The sequence below is a fragment of the Pontivivens ytuae genome (assembly GCF_015679265.1).
Lineage (GTDB): Bacteria > Pseudomonadota > Alphaproteobacteria > Rhodobacterales > Rhodobacteraceae > Pontivivens > Pontivivens ytuae.
This window is the reverse complement of the sequence record NZ_CP064942.1, coordinates 1,367,572-1,385,355: the sequence shown is the minus strand read 5'-3', so window position 1 is coordinate 1,385,355 and position 17,784 is coordinate 1,367,572. Positions and strand designations below refer to the sequence as shown.

Here is a 17,784-nt window from a genome sequence, read left to right as displayed (position 1 = left end):
CACGAGGGTTTCACAACTGTGGCTGGCGGTCTGTGACCATTGCCACGTCCTGGGACACGCCGGCTCCTGCCGACGTGAGCGACAGGCCGGGCAGGCTGCCCGACGGCGCTTCGAGCATCGTGGCACGGCGTCCGTCGGCGAGCCCGGCGAGGGCCGCGACGAGTGCGAAGGCGAATACTGCGGTCTTCATGGTCCTGCTCCTCTCTCCGGTTCCGCGGCGCCGACCTGGCCGTTTCCGCGATGAGGCAGAGATGGCGACGGGCGCCGCGTCTGCGCAGGGGGCGAACTCGCCACCTCGTGTTGCGCGCGGCGCAACGCCCGTTGAGCAGGGGGGGAGCGTTCAGCTCCCCGGCGTGTCCCGGACGAAGTCGTTGCCGCGCTGTGCCGTCGCGAAGAAGCTCATCGCGTCGACCTGCCAGCCGTCCTCCGTCCGGATGAAACCGTGCTCATAGGTGCCCCATACCTCCCACAGCGGATCGCCGCCATTCTCCTCGGCGGCCCCGCGCTCCATTCGGTTCCAGGCATAGCCGTGGCTGTAGAGCGTCGCCTCGCCCGCGCCGTCGAAGACGACGCGGTGATTGCCGCGCAGGTGAAAGCTTGTCTTCTCCGCCGTCAGGTTCCCCGACCAGCCGTCGATCAGCGCGTCGGCGGGGATCGTCGCGGGCTCGCCCCCGGTCAGCGAGGTGAAATCCACCTCGATCGTCTCGGTGAAGAAGGAGCGGGCGAGCGGCCAGGCCTTCGCGTCGACGGCCGCGTCGATCGCGTCGGCGATGCGGATCATCTCCACCACGTCCACGGCATTCTCCGCCGTGATCGGATCGCCCGACTGGGCAGCGACAGGCGTTGCGAGGAGGAGGTTGGCAGCAACGGCAAGGTGTTTCATCGGGGGTCTCCTTCGATGCGGAACGTCTCTTTCGGGGATGTACTGCGGCGCGCCGCCGCGGCCAGCGAAGCCCTTGCACCTTCGCCCAAATTGCCACCGGCGCGAAAAGCCGTCACACTTGCCCAAAATGCAGTTTGGGAGGCTGCCGCATGCAGATCGCGGACATCGATCGCATCCCCGAGATCGCGCTCGACTGGCTGGGCGAGGGCCGCCGCGTCGCGCTCGCCACGGTGGTGGAGACATGGGGCTCGGCCCCCCGCCCGATCGGCTCCCAACTGGTGATCTCGGACGAGGCGCAGATGATGGGCTCCGTCTCCGGCGGCTGCGTCGAGGGCGCCGTGGTGGAGGAGGCGATGGCCGCGCTCGAGGACGGGACACCGCGGCTCCTCACCTTCGGCGTCAGCGATGACGAGGCCTTCGCCGTCGGGCTCGCCTGCGGCGGGACGATCCGCGTGCTGGTGGAGCCGGTGGGCGGCGAACACGGTATCGACCGGGGCCTCCTCCAGGCGCTCGCCGACGCGCGCGCGGCCGGGCGGCCGACCACCTACGTCGTCGGGCTCGCCGACTGGTCGCGCCTCCTGATGGACGGCTCCGCCGGCACCCCGCTGGGCGAAGTGGTGCGCAGCGCGCTCGCCGCCGACCGCTCCGGCATCGCGGAACTGGATGACGAGGAGTGGTTCGTCGGCGTCCACAATCCGCCCCTGCGCATGATCATCGTCGGCGGCGTTCACATCGCGCAGCCGCTCTCCGTCATGGCGCAGCTCGCAGGCTACGACGTGATGATCGTCGATCCCCGCGCCGCCTTCGCCTCGGAGGAGCGGTTCCCCGGTCTGCGCCTCGTCCACGACTGGCCCGACGCGGCGCTGGAGGCCGAGGGTATCGACACGCGCACCGCCGTCGTCACCCTGACCCACGATCCGAAGCTCGACGACCCGGCGATCCGGGCGACGCTCGCCTCGCCCGCCTTCTATCTGGGCTGCCTCGGCTCCAAACGCACCCATGGCAAGCGCGTCGCCCGGTTGGAGGAGGCGGGGCTCACCGCCGACCAGATCGCCCGCATCCACGCGCCCATCGGCGCCGATATCGGGGCGAAGAGCCCGGCGGAGATCGCGGTCTCCATCATGGCCGAGATCACCGAGCGGCTGCGCCGGGTCGAGACCCGGCCGGGCCCGTCATGACCTTCGGTGAGATCCCGCTCGACGCGGCCGAAGGCGCGATCCTCGCCCATTCCATTGCGCTGCCTGCGGGCGGGCGCCTGCGCAAGGGGCGGCGGCTGAGTGCGGCGGACATCGAGACGCTGCGCGCCGCCGGGCTGGAGCATGTCACCGCCGCCCGGCTGGATCCCGACGACCTAGACGAGGATGCCGCCGCCGCCGCCCTCGCCGCCGATCTGGGCGGGGAGGGGATCAGCGTCACCGCCCCCTTCACCGGCCGCGTGAACCTCCATGCGGAGGAGGCGGGCCTCGTCCGCGTGGATGCGGCCGGTGTCGCCGCCTTCAACGCCGTGGACGAGGCGATCACGCTCGCCACGCTGCCCGACTACGCGCGGGTCGAGCCGCGGACCATGCTCGCCACCGTCAAGATCATCCCCTACGGCGCGCCCGGGCTGGCAGTGGAGCGCGCCCGCGCCGCACGACCGCTGCTGGAGCTCCACCCCTTCCGCCCGCTCCGCGTGGACCTCTTGCTGACGGAGACGCCGGGGCTGAAGCCGAGCCTCCTGAAGAAGGGCGCCGAGGCGATCTCCCAACGGCTCGACCGTCTCGGCCTGCGCCGCGGCGCGCAGGAGGTCGTGCCGCATCGGACCGAGCCGCTGGCGGCCGCCGTCGCGGCCTCCGACGCGGACGTCGTCCTGATCCTCGGCGCCTCCGCCACCTCCGACCGGGCGGACGTGGCCCCAGCCGCTGTCGTCGCGGCAGGCGGCGAGATCGAGCGCTTCGGGATGCCCGTCGACCCGGGCAATCTCCTCTTCATAGGCGCGCTGGGCGGGCGGCCTGTCGTCGGCCTGCCGGGCTGCGTCCGCTCCCCCGCGCTCAACGGTGCCGACTGGGTGCTGGAGCGCCTCGCCGCGGGTCTCGCGGTCACCTCCGAAGACATCACCGCCATGGGCGTCGGCGGCCTGCTCAAGGAGATCCCGACGCGGCCGCAGCCCCGCAGCCTGCAACGCGCCGACCGCCCCCAGCGCCCGCGGATCGAGGCGCTGCTGCTCGCTGCCGGCGCCTCCCGCCGCATGGGCGGCCGCGACAAGCTGATGGAGCCGGTGGGCGGCGTCCCCCTCCTGCGACACGTCGCCAATACCCTGCGCCGCAGCCGCGTCGACGCCGTGCGCGTCGCCCTGCCGTCCGACCGCCCCGCACGCCGTTCGGTGCTGGAGGGCGCAGGCGCCGACCTCGTCACCATCCCCGATGCGCGCGACGGCATGGCCGCGAGCCTCCGCGGCGCGCTCGCCGCCATAGCGCCCGAGACCGACGCGGTGCTCGTGGTCCTCGCCGACATGCCGGACGTCTCCACCGCCGACATCGACGCGATCCTCGCGGCCTACGATGCCGACGAGGGTCGGGAGATCGTGCGCGCCACCACCGCCGACGGCCGGCCCGGACACCCGATCCTCTTCGGCCGCCGCTTCTTTGAAAGCCTCGCCCGTCTCGAAGGCGACGTCGGCGCGCGCGACGTCCTGCGCGACGCCGCCGATTTTGTGGTCGAGGTCCCCACCCGCGGCGACGCGGCCATCGTCGATCTCGACACACCGGAGGCCTGGTCCCGCTGGCGCGCAGGGCGCGAGGCGAGCTAGGGCAACTCGAGCCGCAGCACCGTCCCGTCGCTCTGCGCAAGCTGGATCGAGGCGCTGGCGATGGCGAGCACGCGCCACGCCCCGATCTCCGTCCCCCGCCGGGCCTGGACCACGTCGCCCGTGGGCAGCCGCACCAGCGCGCGGCGATCCTGCGGCGTGCCGAAGACGCCGAGCAGCGCCATCTGGTCGAGCGGCAGCGCGTCCTCGACCATCGCGCCGCGGCTGACGGGGCCGGGCGTGCGCGTGCCGTCATTCTCCGACTGCTGGGCCGCGATCTCCGCCGCCCGCCGCGCCGTGAGCGCCCGCTGCCCACCGCCAGCCGGGCGAGGACGAGGGATGACGACGACCTCTTCCTCTTCAGGGGCCGCCTCCGGCTCCTCCGCCGCCTCGGCGGTGTCCTCCGGCTCGTCGTTAGGCGACGCCGAGCCGGTCGCGGTCTCGGGCGTCGGCCCCACGTCGGAAGACGCGACCTCATCACCTTCTTGCTCCTCAGGCTCCTGTCCGACGTCTGCCGGGCGGGGCCGGGGAACGACGACGACCTCGTCCTCCTCTGGCGCCGCTTCCGGCTCCTCCACCGCCTCGGCCGTGCCCTCTGGCTCATCCGAAGGCGGCGGCGAGCCGGTCGCGGTCTCCGGCGTCGGCCGCACATCGGACGACGCAACCTCGTCCGCGGACGGATCCTCTGCCGTGTCGGTGACCTGCTCCGGTTCGCCAGCCGGGGGGGCGGAACCGGTTGCTGTCGCCGGCGTCGGGCCAGTATCGGATGACACCGTTTCCTCAGGTGACGCCGGCTCTTCTACGGCCTCGGCCGTTTGCTCTTGCTCATCGACAGATGGTGCCGCATCGGTCGGCGCCTCTGTGGTTGGAGAGGCGTCGGAGGCCGCGGTCTCTTCGGCTGCTGCCTCGTCCTCTGCGGCTTGCTCCCGCTCATCAGTCGATGGCGCGGCATCTGTCTCCGTTGCGGGTGCGTCGGAGGCCGCCAGCTCTTCTGCCACTTCTTCCGCTTGGTCCGGCTCCTCGGCAGGCGGCACGGATCCGGTCGCTGTCGCCGGTGCGGGGCGCTCATCCGACGACGCCAGCTCTTCAGCCGGTGCTGGCGCCTCCGCCGAGTCGGCAGTCTCTTCCGGCTCCTCGGTGGCCTCGACCGCCGGCGCCGGGCCCTCCTCGGACGCCGCCACGTCCGCTGCGGGTGCCGACTCCTCCACCGGGGCAGGCACCTCCTCGGGTGCCCGCACGACGGCGTAGCTCTCGTTCGGCTCCGGACCGAGCAGATAGCGCGCTTCCTCTGCCACCCGCGTCGGCACCACGATCCGCCGCAACGGGCGGATCGAGCCGTCCGGCCGAGACCGCGCGAAGGGCGGCAAGCCGCTGTACAGCGAGGAGATGATCAGCGGCCGCGGCCGGGGCCGTTCGGAGATCTCGGGCGCCACGAACGCCTCTTCGGCCACCTCCTGCGCGCCAGCCGGGGCGGCCAGCGTCAAGGCAACCGCAAGGGCGCACGCAAGATGCCCTGCCTTTCGCACCCGGTTCTCTCCTTTCCGCATAGCCTTCGAGCCTAGCGCGGCCGCGCCGCGGGACCATAGATCGCTTTGTGATCGCGCTGGCAAGGCGTAGCCTGCGCGCGCAACGCCTTATTGAGATGCAGGAGCCTTTTCCGATGTCCCGCCTGTCCCTTCTTCTGATCGCATTGCTTCTTCCCGCGGCCCCGGCCGCCCTCGCGCAGGAGGAGCCCGCCCCGCGCATCGTCAGCGTCGAAGGCTATGGCGAGGTTTTCGCCGCCCCCGACATGGCGACGGTGCGCATCGGTGTGTCGTCCCGCGCTGACACCGCCGCCGCCGCCCTGCGGGAGAACAACGAGGCGATGCAGCAGCTCTTCGACGTGCTCGACACCGCCGGGATCGTGGGCGCGGACCGGCAGACGGCGGGCCTCAGCCTCTTCGAAGTGCGCGGCCGCCGGGACGAGGGGACGGGCGAGTATCCCATCATCGGCTACGACGCGAACAACACGCTGGTGGTGCGGGTCACGAAGCTCTCCCAGCTCGGCACGGTGCTCGACGACCTGACGCAGGCCGGGGCCAACAACATCCAGGGCATCAACTTCGGAGTGCTGGAGACGGCCGCGCTGGAGGAGGAAGCCCGCCGCCTCGCCGTGCAGGACGCGGTGAGCCGTGCGACGCTCTATGTGGAGACGGCCGGGGCGGCGCTCGGCCCGGTACAGAGCATCTCCGAACGCGGCAGCGCGCGCCCGCAGCCGATGCCGATGGTGGCGATGGAGAGGGCCATGGTCGCCGACGCGGTGCCCGTCGCCGAGGGCGAGGTCGGCATCACCGCGCGCGTCGGCGTCACCTTTCTCATCGAGTAGCCCAGATCGAACGGGCCCGCGCCGAAGGCGCGCCACGCCCAACGGGAGGGATCGGGCAGGCCCATGGGCCTGCCCGGTCGTGACGGGCGGGAGCGACCCCGCCTGAACCCGGCTTACGCCGCCTGATCCTGCGCCAGTGCGGCGGTCAGCGCCTGGTCGAGATCGGCGATCAGGTCGTCCGCATTCTCGAGCCCGATCGAGACCCGCACCATGTCCGGGCTCGCCCCCGCCGCCTCCTGCTGCTCCGGCGTGAGCTGCCGGTGCGTGGTGGAGGCGGAGTGGATGATGAGGCTGCGCGTATCGCCCAGATTCGCCACGTGGCTGAAGATGTTGACGTTGTCGACCAGCCGCCGGCACGCCTCGTACCCGCCCTTCACCTTGAAGGTGAACAGCCCCGACGCGCCCTTGGGGCAGAGCTTGCGCGCGCGCTTGTAAACCGGGGAGGATTTGAGCCCGGCATAGCTCACGCTCTCGATCCGGTCGTCGTTCTCCAGCCACTCCGCGATGGTCTTGGCGTTCGCGCAGTGCCGCTCCATCCGCAGGCTCAGCGTCTCGACGCCCAGCAGCGTGATGAAGGCGTTCTGCGGGCTCTGGCAGGGCCCGACGTCGCGCAGGCCGACCGCGTGGCCGTGTAGCGTGTAGGCGAGCGGGCCGAAGGTCTCGTGGAACTTCAGGCCGTGATAGGCGGGCTCGGGCTGGCTGAGGCTCGGGAACTTGTCCGACGCCGACCAGTCGAAGGTGCCGCTGTCGACCACGATCCCGCCCATCGCGGTGCCGTTGCCGGACAGGTACTTGGTGGTCGAATGCACCACGATATGCGCCCCGTGCTCGATGGGCCGGCACAGATACGGCGTCGCCGTGGTGTTATCCACGATCAGCGGGATGCCCTTGCGCTCCGCGATCTTGGCAATGGCCGGCAGGTCGGTGACATAGCCGCCGGGGTTCGCGATCGACTCGCAGAAGATCGCCTTGGTCTTCTTCGTGCAGGCCCGGCTGACGGAGCCCTTGTCGTCGAAATCGACGAACTTCGCCTCCCACCCGAACCGCTTGATGGTCTGGGAGAACTGGGTGACCGTTCCGCCATAGAGCCGGGTTGACACCACGATGTTGTCGCCCGGCCCCATCAGCGGCAGCAGCGCGAGGATCTGCGCCGCGTGGCCCGAGGAGCAGGCGGTGGCACCCACGCCCCCCTCCAGCGTCGCGATCCGCTCCTGCAGCACGGCGACGGTCGGGTTGGTGAGGCGGGAGTAGATGAAGCCCACTTCCTGCAGGTTGAAGAGGGCGGCCGCGTGGTCCGCATCGCGGAACACGTAAGCGGTGTTCTGGTAGATCGGCGTCTGCCGCGCGCCGGTCGCGGGGTCGGGCTTCGCACCGGCGTGGATCTGCAGCGTCTCGAACGCGTAAGTCGGCTGGTCGGTCATGGGGTCCTCCTCCTGTCGGGTTTGCACCGGAACTTAAGGATCACGGGCCGCCTGCGCACGGACTTTTGATATCCGGGCCGCATTCGAGGGGGCGAGCGCAAGGCGGCGCAGCCCCGATCGGTGCTACCATCGGGCTGCGCCTCCCGCCGGAGCGCGCGCCTGTTTACCGTGTCCGAGGGTTTGCCCGATGTCCCGTTTCCCGACCTCCCCGCTCAACCGCCGCGAGGCGCTGGCCCTCACCGCCGGGGGCGCGGCCCTCGCCGCCTTGCCCGCCGCCATTCGCCCGGCACAGGCCCAGGCCGCGACGCCCGGCGCCCTGATGGTGGAGCGGGCGCAGCGTGTGCTCGGCCTCCTCGACGAGCCGCAGGTCGAGAGCGTCCGCTTCGGCTTCGACAGCGCGACCCGGCGCGCATGGGACTACATGATCGGCTCGGCCGTCCCCACCGGCCTGCCGCTCGAACAGATGACTGCCGAGCAGAAGGACGCGGCGATGGACCTCCTCGCCACGGCGCTCAGCCCCTCCGGCCTCGTGATGGCGGAGCGCATCATGCTTCAGCAGGACATCCTGCGCGACGAGTGGGGCAAGGGCTCGCCCACGCGCAACAGCGAGCGCTTCTCGCTGACGGTCTATGGTGAGCCCGGCGACGGCCCCTGGGCCTGGCGGTGGGAGGGGCATCACCTCACCCTCAGCCTGACGCTGGTGGGCGACCGCGTGGTGTCGGTGACGCCCAACGCCTTCGCCTCCGAACCCAACACCGTGCCCTCCGGCCCCCATGCTGGGATGGTCGTGCTGGAGGAGGAGGAGATGCTGGGCCGCCAGCTCTTCGCCGATCTCGCACAGCCGAACCGCGACCGGGCGCTCCTGCGCGAGGCGTCCTTCGGCAACGTGCTCACGACCGCGGGCAACGAGCGGCGTTTCGGAAACGACCGCGCCGGCGTGCCGCTCGCCGATCTTCCGCAGGCGCAGGCCGACCTCGCCGTCCGGCTGATCGAGGTCTACGCCGTCGATCCCCTGACTACAGCACTGGCCGAGGAGCAATCGGCCCGCATTCGCGAGGGCGACCTGATGGCGACCCGCTTCGGCTGGGCCGGGGCCGACCTCGACGGGCCGTCGATCTACTACCGCCTGCACGGCGACACCTTCGTCATCGAGTTCGCCACCGTGCGCAACCAGCCCCAGCACCTGCACACCATCCGCCATGATCCGGAGCGCAATCTCGGCAACCATGCCGTGTAGGCCCAGGGGATAGCCCCCGCGCGCTTTTGTCCCGGTCGGGACTGGAACAGACCGCGCCGCGACCCAATTTCCAAGATTGGGTCGGGTCAATTTGGTTGTGTTTCGATGGCGTTATCCTCGACGGACATCCCGGTGCGCGAGAACGGGGCGCTCGTGTCGCTGATCGTCGCGCTCAACGTGGTGCAGTTCGCCGTGGTCCCGCTCCTGCTTCTCCAGTCGCTCTGGTGGGCGCTGCTGCTCGTGCCGGTTGTGCTGTCGACGACGCCGACCTGGGCGCTGATCCACGAGGGCATCCACAACAACCTGCACCCCGACCGTGCCGTGAACGAGCGGCGCGCGCGGCTCGTCTGCATCCTCTTCGGCTCGCCCTTCCAGCTCCTGCGGCTGGGGCACCTGATGCATCACCGCTTCAACCGCTCGGAGCTCAACCGGCCCGAGGTCGCGCCCCGCGCCGGGCCGCTCGCGCGCCTGCGCTACTACGCCCTGCTGCTCGGCGGCCTCTGGATCGGGGAATTGCTGGCGAGCGTGCTCGCGATTCTGCCCAACCGCTTCTACCGCCAGATCATCATCCTCGGCTTCGGGGACGAGACCCCGGACGGCAAGTCGATGTGGGCCGCCGCCAGGCGCCAGTTGCTGGAGGAGCCGGGCCGCACCCGGATGCGCATTGACGGGGCGGTGATCACAGCACTCTTCACCCTCGCCTTCCTCGCCTACGGGGCGCATTGGTGGGTGCTGGCCCTCGCGCTCTACGGCCGGGCGCTGCTCGTGAGCTTCTTCGACAATGCCTACCACTACGCCAACCCGCTCGATGAGCCGATGGCGGGCCACAACCTGGCCCTGCCGCGCTGGGCCGAGCGGTGGTTCCTCAACTACAATTATCACGCGGTCCACCACGCCCGCCCGCAAGTGCCGTGGTCCGGTCTGCGGGAGGCATTCGGCAGCGGCGGCCACCGCTACGGCGACGATTTCACGACTGCGGCTCTCCGCCAGCTTCGCGGCCCGATCGAGGAGCAGGCGCTGGCCGAGCCCACACGCCCGGACCTCCCGCTCTCAAGCCACCTGCCGCGCTAGCTCCCGAGCTTCGAGGAGATCACGCCGGTCGCGAAGCCGCCCCAGCGCAGTTCCCCGAACAGGCGCTGGTACTCGATCTTCGGACAGCGGTTCATGATGACGTCGATGCCCCGCGCCTCCGCCCGCGCGGCGGCCTCCGCATCCTCGACCCCGATCTGCATCCAGATGGTCTTCAGCTCCGGCCCGAGGGTGGCGAGCGCCTCGTCCACCACCGCGCCCGCCTGGTCGGAGCGGCGAAAGATGTCGACCATGTCCACCGGTTCCGGCAGGTCGGCGAGGCTCGCGACGATGGTCTGCCCGAATTCCTCCTGCCCGGCATATGCCGGATTGACCCCGAACACCGCGAATCCCTTCAGCGTCAGGTAGCGCGCCACGAAGTACGACGGCCGCGTCGGATTGAGCGACACGCCCACGCAGGCGATGCGCCGGGTCCGCTCCAGAATCGCGCGCAGCTTGGCATCCGAATAGCTCATGGCGGCGAGCATAGCCTTGTGATGCCGGAAAAAAAGCGCCCGGGTCAGAGCCCGGGCGTGAAGTCAGAACGAGGGACAGTAGTGGAGACAAACCGGGGCCGTTCACACCCCACCTCCACGGAGCAACATAGCACAGTCGCAACCGTTTTTTTACTCTCTCATCGAGAGGTGACTTTTTTGTTAACGCCTTGTTTTGAAGGGGCGCTTCAGCTTCGCCGTGTAAGTGTGCGCGAATGAAAACAGTTTCTCGCCCGCACCTTGAGCACACAACCTGCAGATGATTCTCTATCCGATAAGCGTCGGATAGCGGGCGTCTGCAGCTTCGATGAAGCCGGCGATATCCTGCTCCCAGCGGCGCTGAATCTCGTCGTTGTAGTTGAGGTAGAGCTTTTCATCGACCACCCGCCAGTTGTCCGGGTCGATCGGTGCGAAATTGCCCTGCGCCATCGCCCAGGCGCACCAGCCGCCATATTGCGGGGCCCACCGCTCGGGATCCGCGTCGAACCGCTCCTTGTTGGCGGCACTCGCAAAGCGCCAGGTCGCTCCGGCCCAGTCCGAGGTGTAGGAGCGGCTGCCCTTCACCGGCGCGGCTTCCGTGAAATAGGCGACCGGGTCGTAGCCGCGGATCGCGCCGCCCAAGAGCGTCGAGAACACGCGCTCGTTCGCCGCGCGGGCGGGCAGGGCGGCAAGCGCGGTGGCTCCGGCGGCGAGGGCGAAGGTCTGGCGGCGGGTGATCAGGGTCATCGTGTTGCTCCAGGCAAATTCGGTTTCTGGAGCCAGAGATGATGCAAGGGACCCGTCGGCGCGACCCCCTCTCCCGTGCCTGTGATCTGGGTTCAGACGTCGTGATGACGGCGTGCGGCGTAGAGCGACACCGCCGCGGCGTTCGAGACGTTGAGCGAGCCGAACGCGCCCGCGAACGGTATGCGCACCAGCCGGTGGCAGGTCTGGCGCGTCAGCTCCCGCAATCCAGGCCCCTCAGCCCCCAGCGCGAGGCCCAACGGCACCTTGGGCAGCTCGGCGAGCGTGCCGTCCAGCGTATGCTCCGCCTCCCCGTCGAGCCCGGCGAGGAAATAGCCCATCTCCTTCAGCGCGTTCATCGCATTGGCCAGATTCGGCACCCGCAGGTAGGGCTGCCGTTCCAGCGCGCCCGAGGCGGTCTTGGCGAGCGCCCCCGTCTCCGGCGCGCTGTGGCGATGGGGTGCGATGACGGCCCGCGCGCCGAACACCTCGGCCGAGCGCAGGACCGCGCCCACATTGTGCGGATCCGTCACCCGGTCGAGCAGCACGATCAGCGGCGCGGCATCGCCCGGCGCACAGAGTTCGCTGACCGAGCCCCAGTCGAGCGGCCGCACCTCCATCGCCGCGCCCTGGTGCACAGATTGCGGGTCAAGCGGGGCGGGGAACCGGCGCGGATCGGCGATCTCGGGCTCCGGCCCCTCAGCCAGCGCCTCGCCCAGCCGGTCGGCGGCGTTCTTGGTCACGATCAGGCGCAGCTTCTCCCGCCGCGGATTGAGCAGGGCGTCGCGCACGGCGTGCAGGCCGAAGAGCCAGACCGTCTCGGGCTGGCCCGCGCGGCTCTTCTCCTTTTCCACCACCCAGGCGGGCTTTTTCTGCGGCTTGCGGCCCATGGCGGCGCTCCTCCGATCAGTTGCGCATTCTCTAGGGCCGTGCGCGGGGGCCGTAAAGCCGCCGCCCATTTTGCGTGTTGACGCGCCCCGGAGCCGGGAGTATCCCCCGCCCCTGTCACCATTGAGATGCGTGCATCGGGGGGGTGGCAGAGCGGTCAAATGCAACGGACTGTAACTCCGTCGGGGAAACCCTACACAGGTTCGAATCCTGTCCCCCCCACCATTCTCTCGCGACAGTTTTCCGGCGCGGTGACGTATCAGAACAGTCGATGATGGCGCCTTCGCGCTGCGGTCTCACCAATCCTGACTAGTGCATCGCAACTCCGTCATCATCGTCTCGTGAATAAGAGACCCTGGGTCACGGAAGTTCACGATCCGGCCTTGTTTTCGTGAACCCGCACCCCGACATGTCGCGGCAACAAAAGTGAACGAAGGAGCGGGCCATGGCTTATCACCTCTACTGGATCAGCGGCTCCCCCCCGTCTTGGCGCGTGATGCTGGGCCTGAACCTCAAGAAGATCCGCTTCACCGACACCCGCTTCATGACCGAGGACGAGGAGCACAAGGGCGAGCCTTATCTCGCGCTCAACCCGCGCGGCGAGGTGCCGACGCTGGTCACGCCGGATGGTCCGATCCGCGAGTCGCTGGCGATCCTCGCCTATCTCGACCGGGTGAAACCCGACCCGCCCCTCTTCGGCCGAACGGCGACCGAGGCGGGCGTGATCTGGTCGTGGATCATGGATTACGAGCACCACCTGCGCCCGGCCATGACCGTGATGACCGGCATCACCTTCGGCTTCCGGGAGGAGATGCATGAGGGTGAGCTCGAAGCCTCGATCCAGCAGGGCTGCGACGAGATGCAGACGATCCTGCGGCGGTTGAAGCTGATGCCGTGGCTCGGCGGCAACCAGGTCTCAGCCGCGGACATCGCTTTCTATCCGGGCGTGCAGTGGATGCGCCGCGCCCTGCGGCGCCTGCCCGATTGCCCGCTGCACGACGTCATGCAGGACCCGGCCCTTCTGCGGTGGGAGAAGAAGATCGAGAAGCTGCCGAAATTCGCCGACACCTGGCCGCCGCACTGGCGCGAGGCGGACGCGCAGGCGGCCGAGTAGTCAGGTCGCGAAGATGCCCGAGGTGTCGGCATAGCCCTTCACCTCGATCGGGTTGCCGGACGGGTCGCGGAAGAACATCGTCCACTGCTCACCCGGCTCCCCCTCGAAACGCACCTGCGGCGGGATCACCCACTCGGTGCCCGCCGCCTCCAGCCGGTCGCGGAGGCTGCGCCAGTCGTCGAGGCCGAGAACGACGCCCAGATGCGGCATCGGCACCATATGTGCGCCGACCTTGCCGGTGTCGGCGGTCGCGAAGGGTTTGCCGCGGTGCAGGCTGATCTGATGGCCGAAGAAGTCGAAATCGACCCATGTCTCGGTCGAGCGCCCCTCCGCACAGCCGAGCACGCCGCCGTAGAAGGCGCGCGCCGCGTCGAGGTCGGTGACGTGATAGGCAAGGTGGAAGACCGAGTTCATGTCCGCTCCGTTGCGGCGAGGACATGTTACAGGATTCCGCCCTCACCTTCTTTTCTGTAACAAATATCCGCGCCCGGACGGGCGAAGTCGGGTCTCAGGCGCTGCCCCCGACCGTCAGCCCGCCGATCATCAGCGTGGGCTGCCCGACGCCGACCGGAACCCACTGCCCGGCCTTGCCGCAATTGCCCATGCCGGGGTCGAGCGACATGTCGTTGCCGATCGCCCGGATCTGGCGCAGCGCCGTGGCGCCATCACCGATCAGCGTCGCTCCCTTCACCGGAGCGCCGACGACGCCGTCCTTCACCCGGTACGCCTCGGTGCAGGAGAAGACGAACTTGCCGTTCGTGATGTCCACCTGCCCGCCGCCGAAGCCGACGGCGTAGATCCCGTCCTTCAGGTCCGCGAGGATGTCGGCGGGCGCCGCGTCGCCGCCCAGCATGTAGGTGTTGGTCATGCGCGGCATCGGCGCGTGCTCGAAGCCCTGACGGCGGCCGTTGCCGGTGGGCTCGACGCCCATCAGGCGGGCGTTCTGCCGGTCCTGCATGTAGCCGACGAGCTTGCCGTCCTCGATCAGCACGTTGCGGCGGGACGGCGTGCCCTCGTCGTCGAAGGTGATGGAGCCGCGCCGGTCCGGGATCGTGCCGTCGTCGACGACGGTCACGCCCTTCGCAGCGACCTCCTGACCCATCAGCCCGGCGAAGGCGGAGGTGCCCTTGCGGTTGAAGTCACCCTCCAGCCCGTGGCCCACGGCCTCGTGCAGCAGGATGCCGGGCCAGCCGGGGCCGAGTACGATGTCCATCACGCCCGCCGGTGCCGGTTCCGCGTCGAGGTTGACCGTGGCGATCCGCAGCGCCTCGTCCGCGACCGCCTTCCAGTGATCACCGTCTAGCAGCCCGGCGAGCCCGTGGCGCCCGCCGCCGCCCGCACTGCCGGACTCGCGCCGCCCGTCCCGCTCCACGATGACGGAGATGTTGAGGCGCGCCATGGGGCGTGCATCCGCGTAGCTCTCGCCCGAGGGACGCAGGATCTCGACCTCCTGGTAGCTCGCGGCCATCGAGGCGCTGACCTGCACCACGCGTGCGTCCTTGCCGCGCAGGTAGTCGTCGATCGCCTTGAGCACGTCGATCTTCACCGGGAATTCCGCATCCGCGGTCGGGTCGATGTCGCCGTAGAGGTGCCGGTTGGTGCGCGCCGGATCGGCGGCCGCCGTACGCCCGCCCTCGCGCACGGCGAGGCGCACCGTCTCCGCCGCCCGCTTCAGCGCCGCCTCGTCGAGCGTCGTGGCATGGGCGTAGCCCGCCATCTCACCGTTCACCGTGCGCAGTCCGAACCCTTCGGAGGCGGTGTAGTTCGCCGTCTTCACCCGCTGGTCGTCGAGCACCAGCGCCTCGGTCCGTCGCCGCTCCAGAAACAGCTCGCCATCCTCGGCGCCCGCGAGCGCGCCCTGCAGAATGCCGAGGGACGCCTCGCGGTCGAGGTCGGTCTCGAACGGGCGGAAGCGGGCGGCGGGCGAATCGAGCATGGGCGAAGGTCTCCTCAAACGGTACTGACTGGACATATAGGGCGCGAAACCCCCGGCTGCCGCAGCGAAATTTCACGGTATGCGACGGAATGCGACAGCGTCCCGTCTTGTTCTGGAAGCGGGCTTCTGATTTATACGCGCCAGCCCTGCCATCTCCTTTCGGACTATGTGCGCACAGGCGCAAAGCGTGGCAGGATGGAACGAACCTGACGATCCGGGAATGCGACAATGCCCTTTGCCAAGACCCTGAGTGCCCTCGGCGCCCTGATGATGACCGGCGGTGCCGCCTTCGCGCAGGAGGAGGTGCTGAGCCCGCTTCCCACCATCGGCCGTCCGGTGCCCGGCGGCACCGGCTTCCAGCCTGCGGTGACCGAGCTCGCCCAGGACATCCGCTGGCTCGACAACTTTCTGCTGGTGATCATCACGCTGATTGTGCTGTTCGTGACCGCGCTGCTGGCGATTGTGATCTTCCGCTACAACGAGAAGAAGAACCCGAACCCCGCGCGCTTCACCCACAACACCAAGATCGAGATCGCATGGACCATCGTGCCCGTTCTGATCCTCGTGGTGATCGGCTCCTTCTCGCTGCCGGTGCTGTTCAAGCAGCTCGAGATCCCGGAAGCCGACGTGACGATCAAGGCGACGGGCTACCAGTGGTACTGGGGTCACGAGTACCCGGATCACGGCATCTATTTCGAGAGCTACATGCTCGCCGAGGAGGAGCTGGAGGAGTTCGGCTACGCGCCGGAGGACTACCTGCTCGCCACCGACACCGCCGTCGTCGTGCCCGTCGGTCAGGTCGTGAAGCTGCAGACCACCGCCGCCGACGTGATCCACGCGTGGAAGATCCCGGCCTTCGGTGTGCATCTCGACGCGATCCCCGGCCGCCTGAACGAGACGTGGTTCCAGGTGGACGAGCCCGGCATCTATTTCGGCCAGTGCTCCGAGCTCTGCGGTATCTCGCACGCCTACATGCCGATCACCGTGAAGGCGGTGCCGGTCGAGGAGTACGAGGCATGGCTGGAAGCTGCGACCGCGCGCTACGCCGATGGCGGTGCGCCGACGACCCGGGTCGCCGCGGCCGAGTGACAGCGCGGCGCCTTCGGGCGCCCGCCAGACGAGTTGAAGTGACGAGATCCTGATGACCGACCTGTCGATGGACGTGGCCCGCACCGGCGAAGCCCAGGTGAAGGACTACTTCGCGCTCCTGAAGCCGCGCGTGATGTCGCTCGTCGTACTGACTGCGGCGGTCGCGATGTTCGCCGCACCCGCACCGATCCACCCCATCGTCGCCTTCGCCTGCATCCTGTGCATCGCGGTCGGCGCGGGCGCGTCCGGTGCGCTCAACATGTGGTGGGATGCGGATATCGACGCGGTGATGAAGCGGACCTCCGCCCGGCCGCTGCCCGCGGGCAAGGTCGAGCCGGACGAGGCGCTGGCAATCGGCGTCGGTCTCTCGATCCTGTCGGTGGGGATGCTCGCGGTCTTCGGCAACCTGTTTTCGGCGGCCTTTCTCGCCTTCACCATCTTCTTCTATGCCGTCGTCTACTCGATGTGGCTGAAGCGCTCGACGCCGCAGAACATCGTGATCGGCGGGGCGGCGGGCGCGTTCCCTCCGATGATCGGCTGGGCGGTGGCGACCGGTGGCGTCAGCCTCGAAGCGGTGCTGATGTTCGCGCTGATCTTCCTGTGGACGCCGCCGCATTTCTGGGCACTCGCGATCTTCCGCAACGAGGATTACGTGCGCGCGGGCGTCCCGATGCTGCCGGTGGCCAAGGGCGACCGGGCGACGCGCAACCAGATCCTGCTCTACACGCTTGCTCTGTTCCCGGTGGCGATGGTGCTGGCCTTCACCCCGGTGGGCGGGCCGATCTACTTCCTCGTCGCACTCGCCTACAACGCCCGCTTCGTCTGGGGCGCCTGGGCGATCTGGCGGCGGGACGAGGCGACGGCGGCCTCAGACAAGTTCGCGGTCGAGCTGCGCGTCTTCCTCGAATCCATCGGCTACCTCTTCGCGCTCTTCATCGCGCTGGGGATCGAAGTGGCCCTGCGTGCCGCCGGTCTCGGCTGGTCGGCATGGCCCGTGTTGTTCTGAGTGAGGTGAGCATGTCCATCGGTCAACCCGAGCACGAGATCTACGACCGGCGCCGCGGGCGCAATACCGCGGTCCTCGTCATCCTGCTCGCCTTCGTCGCCCTGATCTTCGCCGTGACCATCGTCAAGATGTCGAGCGGCCAGAGCATGGAGGCGTTCGACCATGTCGTGCGCCCGTCGATTCTGCCTGAAACGGAGCCGAGCCAATGACCACCAAGCGCACCGCCTTCTACGCAACCGGCCTTGTCGTGTTCATGGTGGGGATGAGCTTCGCGGCCGTCCCGCTCTACGACCTCTTCTGCCGCGTGACGGGTTATGGTGGCACGACCGCCGAGGGCACGGGCTCCGACACCGTGCTGGACGAGACGATCAGCGTCCGCTTCGACGCTTCCAAATCGCGGGAGATGGAGTGGGAGTTCCGCGCGCCGGAGGTCCGCACCGTCGAGATCCCGATCGGGCAGACCGGCCTCGTCTTTTACGAGGCGCACAACCCGACCGACCGGCCCATCGCGGGGCAGGCGAGCTACAACGTGACGCCTTACTCGGCCGGCAGCTTCTTTACCAAGATCGACTGCTTCTGCTTCCAGGAGCAGGTGCTGATGCCCGGACAGACCATCCAGATGCCCGTGACCTTCTACGTCGATCCGGCAATCGTCGACGACCGCGAGGCACGGTTTGTGCAGGAGGTCACCCTGTCCTATACGTTCTACGAAATCGATATGCCGGAGAGCGCGGATACCGCCGCCCTCGACCCGGCCCGCGCCGAAGAGGGATAA

19 protein-coding genes and 1 tRNA gene are annotated in these 17,784 nt (G+C 69.1%); 11 read left to right on the top strand and 9 right to left on the bottom strand.

Features of this window, described 5'->3' with window-relative positions; translation table 11 throughout:
- Window positions 1-10: 10 nt before the first annotated feature.
- Window positions 11-190: a hypothetical protein gene (locus tag I0K15_RS06665; protein WP_196104610.1), complete on the bottom strand. Its 180-nt coding sequence runs from the start codon at window positions 188-190 to the stop codon at window positions 11-13.
- Between the two features lie 150 nt (window positions 191-340).
- Window positions 341-883, bottom strand: coding sequence for a nuclear transport factor 2 family protein (locus I0K15_RS06660; RefSeq protein ID WP_196104609.1), 543 nt, complete (start codon window positions 881-883; stop codon window positions 341-343).
- 155 nt (window positions 884-1,038) lie between these two features.
- Here I0K15_RS06660 and I0K15_RS06655 point away from each other — a divergent pair, with 155 nt between their 5' ends.
- A complete protein-coding gene (locus tag I0K15_RS06655; RefSeq protein WP_196105395.1) occupies window positions 1,039-2,061 on the top strand; it encodes an XdhC family protein in 1,023 nt (340 codons plus the stop codon).
- Window positions 2,058-3,671, top strand: a complete 1,614-nt coding sequence (locus tag I0K15_RS21220) for an NTP transferase domain-containing protein (protein ID WP_196104608.1) — start codon at window positions 2,058-2,060, stop codon at window positions 3,669-3,671. The genes I0K15_RS06655 and I0K15_RS21220 overlap by 4 nt, the downstream gene beginning before the upstream one ends.
- On the opposite strand, the gene I0K15_RS06645 is transcribed toward I0K15_RS21220, so the two are convergent.
- Window positions 3,668-5,152 (bottom strand): hypothetical protein, encoded by a 1,485-nt coding sequence (locus tag I0K15_RS06645; RefSeq protein WP_196104607.1) that lies wholly within the window; start codon window positions 5,150-5,152, stop codon window positions 3,668-3,670. The two genes, I0K15_RS21220 and I0K15_RS06645, sit on opposite strands and share 4 nt — an antisense overlap.
- Before the next feature lie 176 nt (window positions 5,153-5,328).
- On the opposite strand from I0K15_RS06645, the gene I0K15_RS06640 reads away from it, so the two are divergent.
- Window positions 5,329-6,033: an SIMPL domain-containing protein gene (locus I0K15_RS06640; protein WP_196104606.1), complete on the top strand. Its 705-nt coding sequence runs from the start codon at window positions 5,329-5,331 to the stop codon at window positions 6,031-6,033.
- A gap of 113 nt (window positions 6,034-6,146) precedes the next feature.
- Here I0K15_RS06640 and I0K15_RS06635 read toward each other — a convergent pair whose 3' ends face one another.
- A complete protein-coding gene (locus tag I0K15_RS06635) occupies window positions 6,147-7,454 on the bottom strand; it encodes an O-acetylhomoserine aminocarboxypropyltransferase/cysteine synthase family protein (RefSeq protein WP_196104605.1) in 1,308 nt (435 codons plus the stop codon).
- A gap of 187 nt (window positions 7,455-7,641) precedes the next feature.
- Between I0K15_RS06635 and I0K15_RS06630 the strand changes: the two genes are divergently transcribed.
- Together I0K15_RS06630 and I0K15_RS06625 are read left to right on the top strand one after the other, a co-directional pair.
- Entirely contained in the window at window positions 7,642-8,691 is a 1,050-nt protein-coding gene (locus I0K15_RS06630; RefSeq protein ID WP_196104604.1) for a DUF3500 domain-containing protein, read from the top strand.
- Window positions 8,692-8,796: 105 nt separating this feature from the next.
- On the top strand, window positions 8,797-9,762 hold the full coding sequence (locus tag I0K15_RS06625) for a fatty acid desaturase family protein (protein ID WP_196104603.1): 966 nt from the start codon (window positions 8,797-8,799) through the stop codon (window positions 9,760-9,762).
- Here I0K15_RS06625 and I0K15_RS06620 read toward each other — a convergent pair.
- From I0K15_RS06620 to rlmB, 3 genes are all read right to left on the bottom strand, one after another.
- Complete coding sequence (locus tag I0K15_RS06620) at window positions 9,759-10,235, bottom strand: CoA-binding protein (RefSeq protein WP_196104602.1); 477 nt, start codon at window positions 10,233-10,235, stop codon at window positions 9,759-9,761. The two genes, I0K15_RS06625 and I0K15_RS06620, sit on opposite strands and share 4 nt — an antisense overlap.
- A 285-nt stretch (window positions 10,236-10,520) precedes the next feature.
- Entirely contained in the window at window positions 10,521-10,979 is a 459-nt protein-coding gene (locus I0K15_RS06615) for a YHS domain-containing (seleno)protein (RefSeq protein ID WP_196104601.1), read from the bottom strand.
- A gap of 92 nt (window positions 10,980-11,071) precedes the next feature.
- Complete coding sequence (gene rlmB, locus I0K15_RS06610; RefSeq protein WP_196104600.1) at window positions 11,072-11,866, bottom strand: 23S rRNA (guanosine(2251)-2'-O)-methyltransferase RlmB; 795 nt, start codon at window positions 11,864-11,866, stop codon at window positions 11,072-11,074.
- A 137-nt stretch (window positions 11,867-12,003) separates the two neighbouring features.
- Between rlmB and I0K15_RS06605 the strand changes: the two genes are divergently transcribed.
- Together I0K15_RS06605 and I0K15_RS06600 are read left to right on the top strand one after the other, a co-directional pair.
- Window positions 12,004-12,089, top strand: a tRNA-Tyr gene (locus tag I0K15_RS06605).
- Between the two features lie 220 nt (window positions 12,090-12,309).
- Window positions 12,310-12,978: a glutathione S-transferase family protein gene (locus I0K15_RS06600; RefSeq protein WP_196104599.1), complete on the top strand. Its 669-nt coding sequence runs from the start codon at window positions 12,310-12,312 to the stop codon at window positions 12,976-12,978.
- Here I0K15_RS06600 and I0K15_RS06595 read toward each other — a convergent pair whose 3' ends face one another.
- Both I0K15_RS06595 and tldD read right to left on the bottom strand, forming a co-directional pair.
- Window positions 12,979-13,392: a VOC family protein gene (locus tag I0K15_RS06595; protein ID WP_196104598.1), complete on the bottom strand. Its 414-nt coding sequence runs from the start codon at window positions 13,390-13,392 to the stop codon at window positions 12,979-12,981. It lies immediately after the preceding gene.
- Between the two features lie 94 nt (window positions 13,393-13,486).
- Window positions 13,487-14,914, bottom strand: a complete 1,428-nt coding sequence (tldD, locus tag I0K15_RS06590) for a metalloprotease TldD (RefSeq protein ID WP_196104597.1) — start codon at window positions 14,912-14,914, stop codon at window positions 13,487-13,489.
- Window positions 14,915-15,142: 228 nt separating this feature from the next.
- Here tldD and coxB point away from each other — a divergent pair, with 228 nt between their 5' ends.
- Genes coxB through I0K15_RS06570 form a run of 4 tightly spaced genes read left to right on the top strand, consistent with a single transcriptional unit; the run spans window position 15,143 to window position 17,784 of the window.
- Window positions 15,143-16,003, top strand: a complete 861-nt coding sequence (coxB, locus tag I0K15_RS06585; RefSeq protein ID WP_196104596.1) for a cytochrome c oxidase subunit II — start codon at window positions 15,143-15,145, stop codon at window positions 16,001-16,003.
- A 52-nt stretch (window positions 16,004-16,055) separates the two neighbouring features.
- Complete coding sequence (locus tag I0K15_RS06580; RefSeq protein ID WP_196104595.1) at window positions 16,056-17,009, top strand: heme o synthase; 954 nt, start codon at window positions 16,056-16,058, stop codon at window positions 17,007-17,009.
- 11 nt (window positions 17,010-17,020) lie between these two features.
- Window positions 17,021-17,218: a hypothetical protein gene (locus I0K15_RS06575; protein WP_196104594.1), complete on the top strand. Its 198-nt coding sequence runs from the start codon at window positions 17,021-17,023 to the stop codon at window positions 17,216-17,218.
- Window positions 17,215-17,784: a cytochrome c oxidase assembly protein gene (locus I0K15_RS06570; protein ID WP_196104593.1), complete on the top strand. Its 570-nt coding sequence runs from the start codon at window positions 17,215-17,217 to the stop codon at window positions 17,782-17,784. Before I0K15_RS06575 ends, I0K15_RS06570 begins: the two co-directional genes overlap by 4 nt.

Bases quoted from the DNA above. Each gene is read 5' to 3' on its own strand.
- I0K15_RS06665 (WP_196104610.1), bottom strand. From the start codon at position 190: ATGAAGACCGCAGTATTCGCCTTCGCACTCGTCGCGGCCCTCGCCGGG.
- I0K15_RS06660 (WP_196104609.1), bottom strand. From the start codon at position 883: ATGAAACACCTTGCCGTTGCTGCCAACCTCCTCCTCGCAACGCCTGTC.
- I0K15_RS21220 (WP_196104608.1), top strand. From the start codon at position 2,058: ATGACCTTCGGTGAGATCCCGCTCGACGCGGCCGAAGGCGCGATCCTC.
- I0K15_RS06640 (WP_196104606.1), top strand. From the start codon at position 5,329: ATGTCCCGCCTGTCCCTTCTTCTGATCGCATTGCTTCTTCCCGCGGCC.
- I0K15_RS06635 (WP_196104605.1), bottom strand. From the start codon at position 7,454: ATGACCGACCAGCCGACTTACGCGTTCGAGACGCTGCAGATCCACGCC.
- I0K15_RS06630 (WP_196104604.1), top strand. From the start codon at position 7,642: ATGTCCCGTTTCCCGACCTCCCCGCTCAACCGCCGCGAGGCGCTGGCC.
- I0K15_RS06625 (WP_196104603.1), top strand. From the start codon at position 8,797: ATGGCGTTATCCTCGACGGACATCCCGGTGCGCGAGAACGGGGCGCTC.
- I0K15_RS06620 (WP_196104602.1), bottom strand. From the start codon at position 10,235: ATGAGCTATTCGGATGCCAAGCTGCGCGCGATTCTGGAGCGGACCCGG.
- I0K15_RS06615 (WP_196104601.1), bottom strand. From the start codon at position 10,979: ATGACCCTGATCACCCGCCGCCAGACCTTCGCCCTCGCCGCCGGAGCC.
- rlmB (WP_196104600.1), bottom strand. From the start codon at position 11,866: ATGGGCCGCAAGCCGCAGAAAAAGCCCGCCTGGGTGGTGGAAAAGGAG.
- I0K15_RS06600 (WP_196104599.1), top strand. From the start codon at position 12,310: ATGGCTTATCACCTCTACTGGATCAGCGGCTCCCCCCCGTCTTGGCGC.
- I0K15_RS06595 (WP_196104598.1), bottom strand. From the start codon at position 13,392: ATGAACTCGGTCTTCCACCTTGCCTATCACGTCACCGACCTCGACGCG.
- tldD (WP_196104597.1), bottom strand. From the start codon at position 14,914: ATGCTCGATTCGCCCGCCGCCCGCTTCCGCCCGTTCGAGACCGACCTC.
- coxB (WP_196104596.1), top strand. From the start codon at position 15,143: ATGCCCTTTGCCAAGACCCTGAGTGCCCTCGGCGCCCTGATGATGACC.
- I0K15_RS06580 (WP_196104595.1), top strand. From the start codon at position 16,056: ATGACCGACCTGTCGATGGACGTGGCCCGCACCGGCGAAGCCCAGGTG.
- I0K15_RS06575 (WP_196104594.1), top strand. From the start codon at position 17,021: ATGTCCATCGGTCAACCCGAGCACGAGATCTACGACCGGCGCCGCGGG.
- I0K15_RS06570 (WP_196104593.1), top strand. From the start codon at position 17,215: ATGACCACCAAGCGCACCGCCTTCTACGCAACCGGCCTTGTCGTGTTC.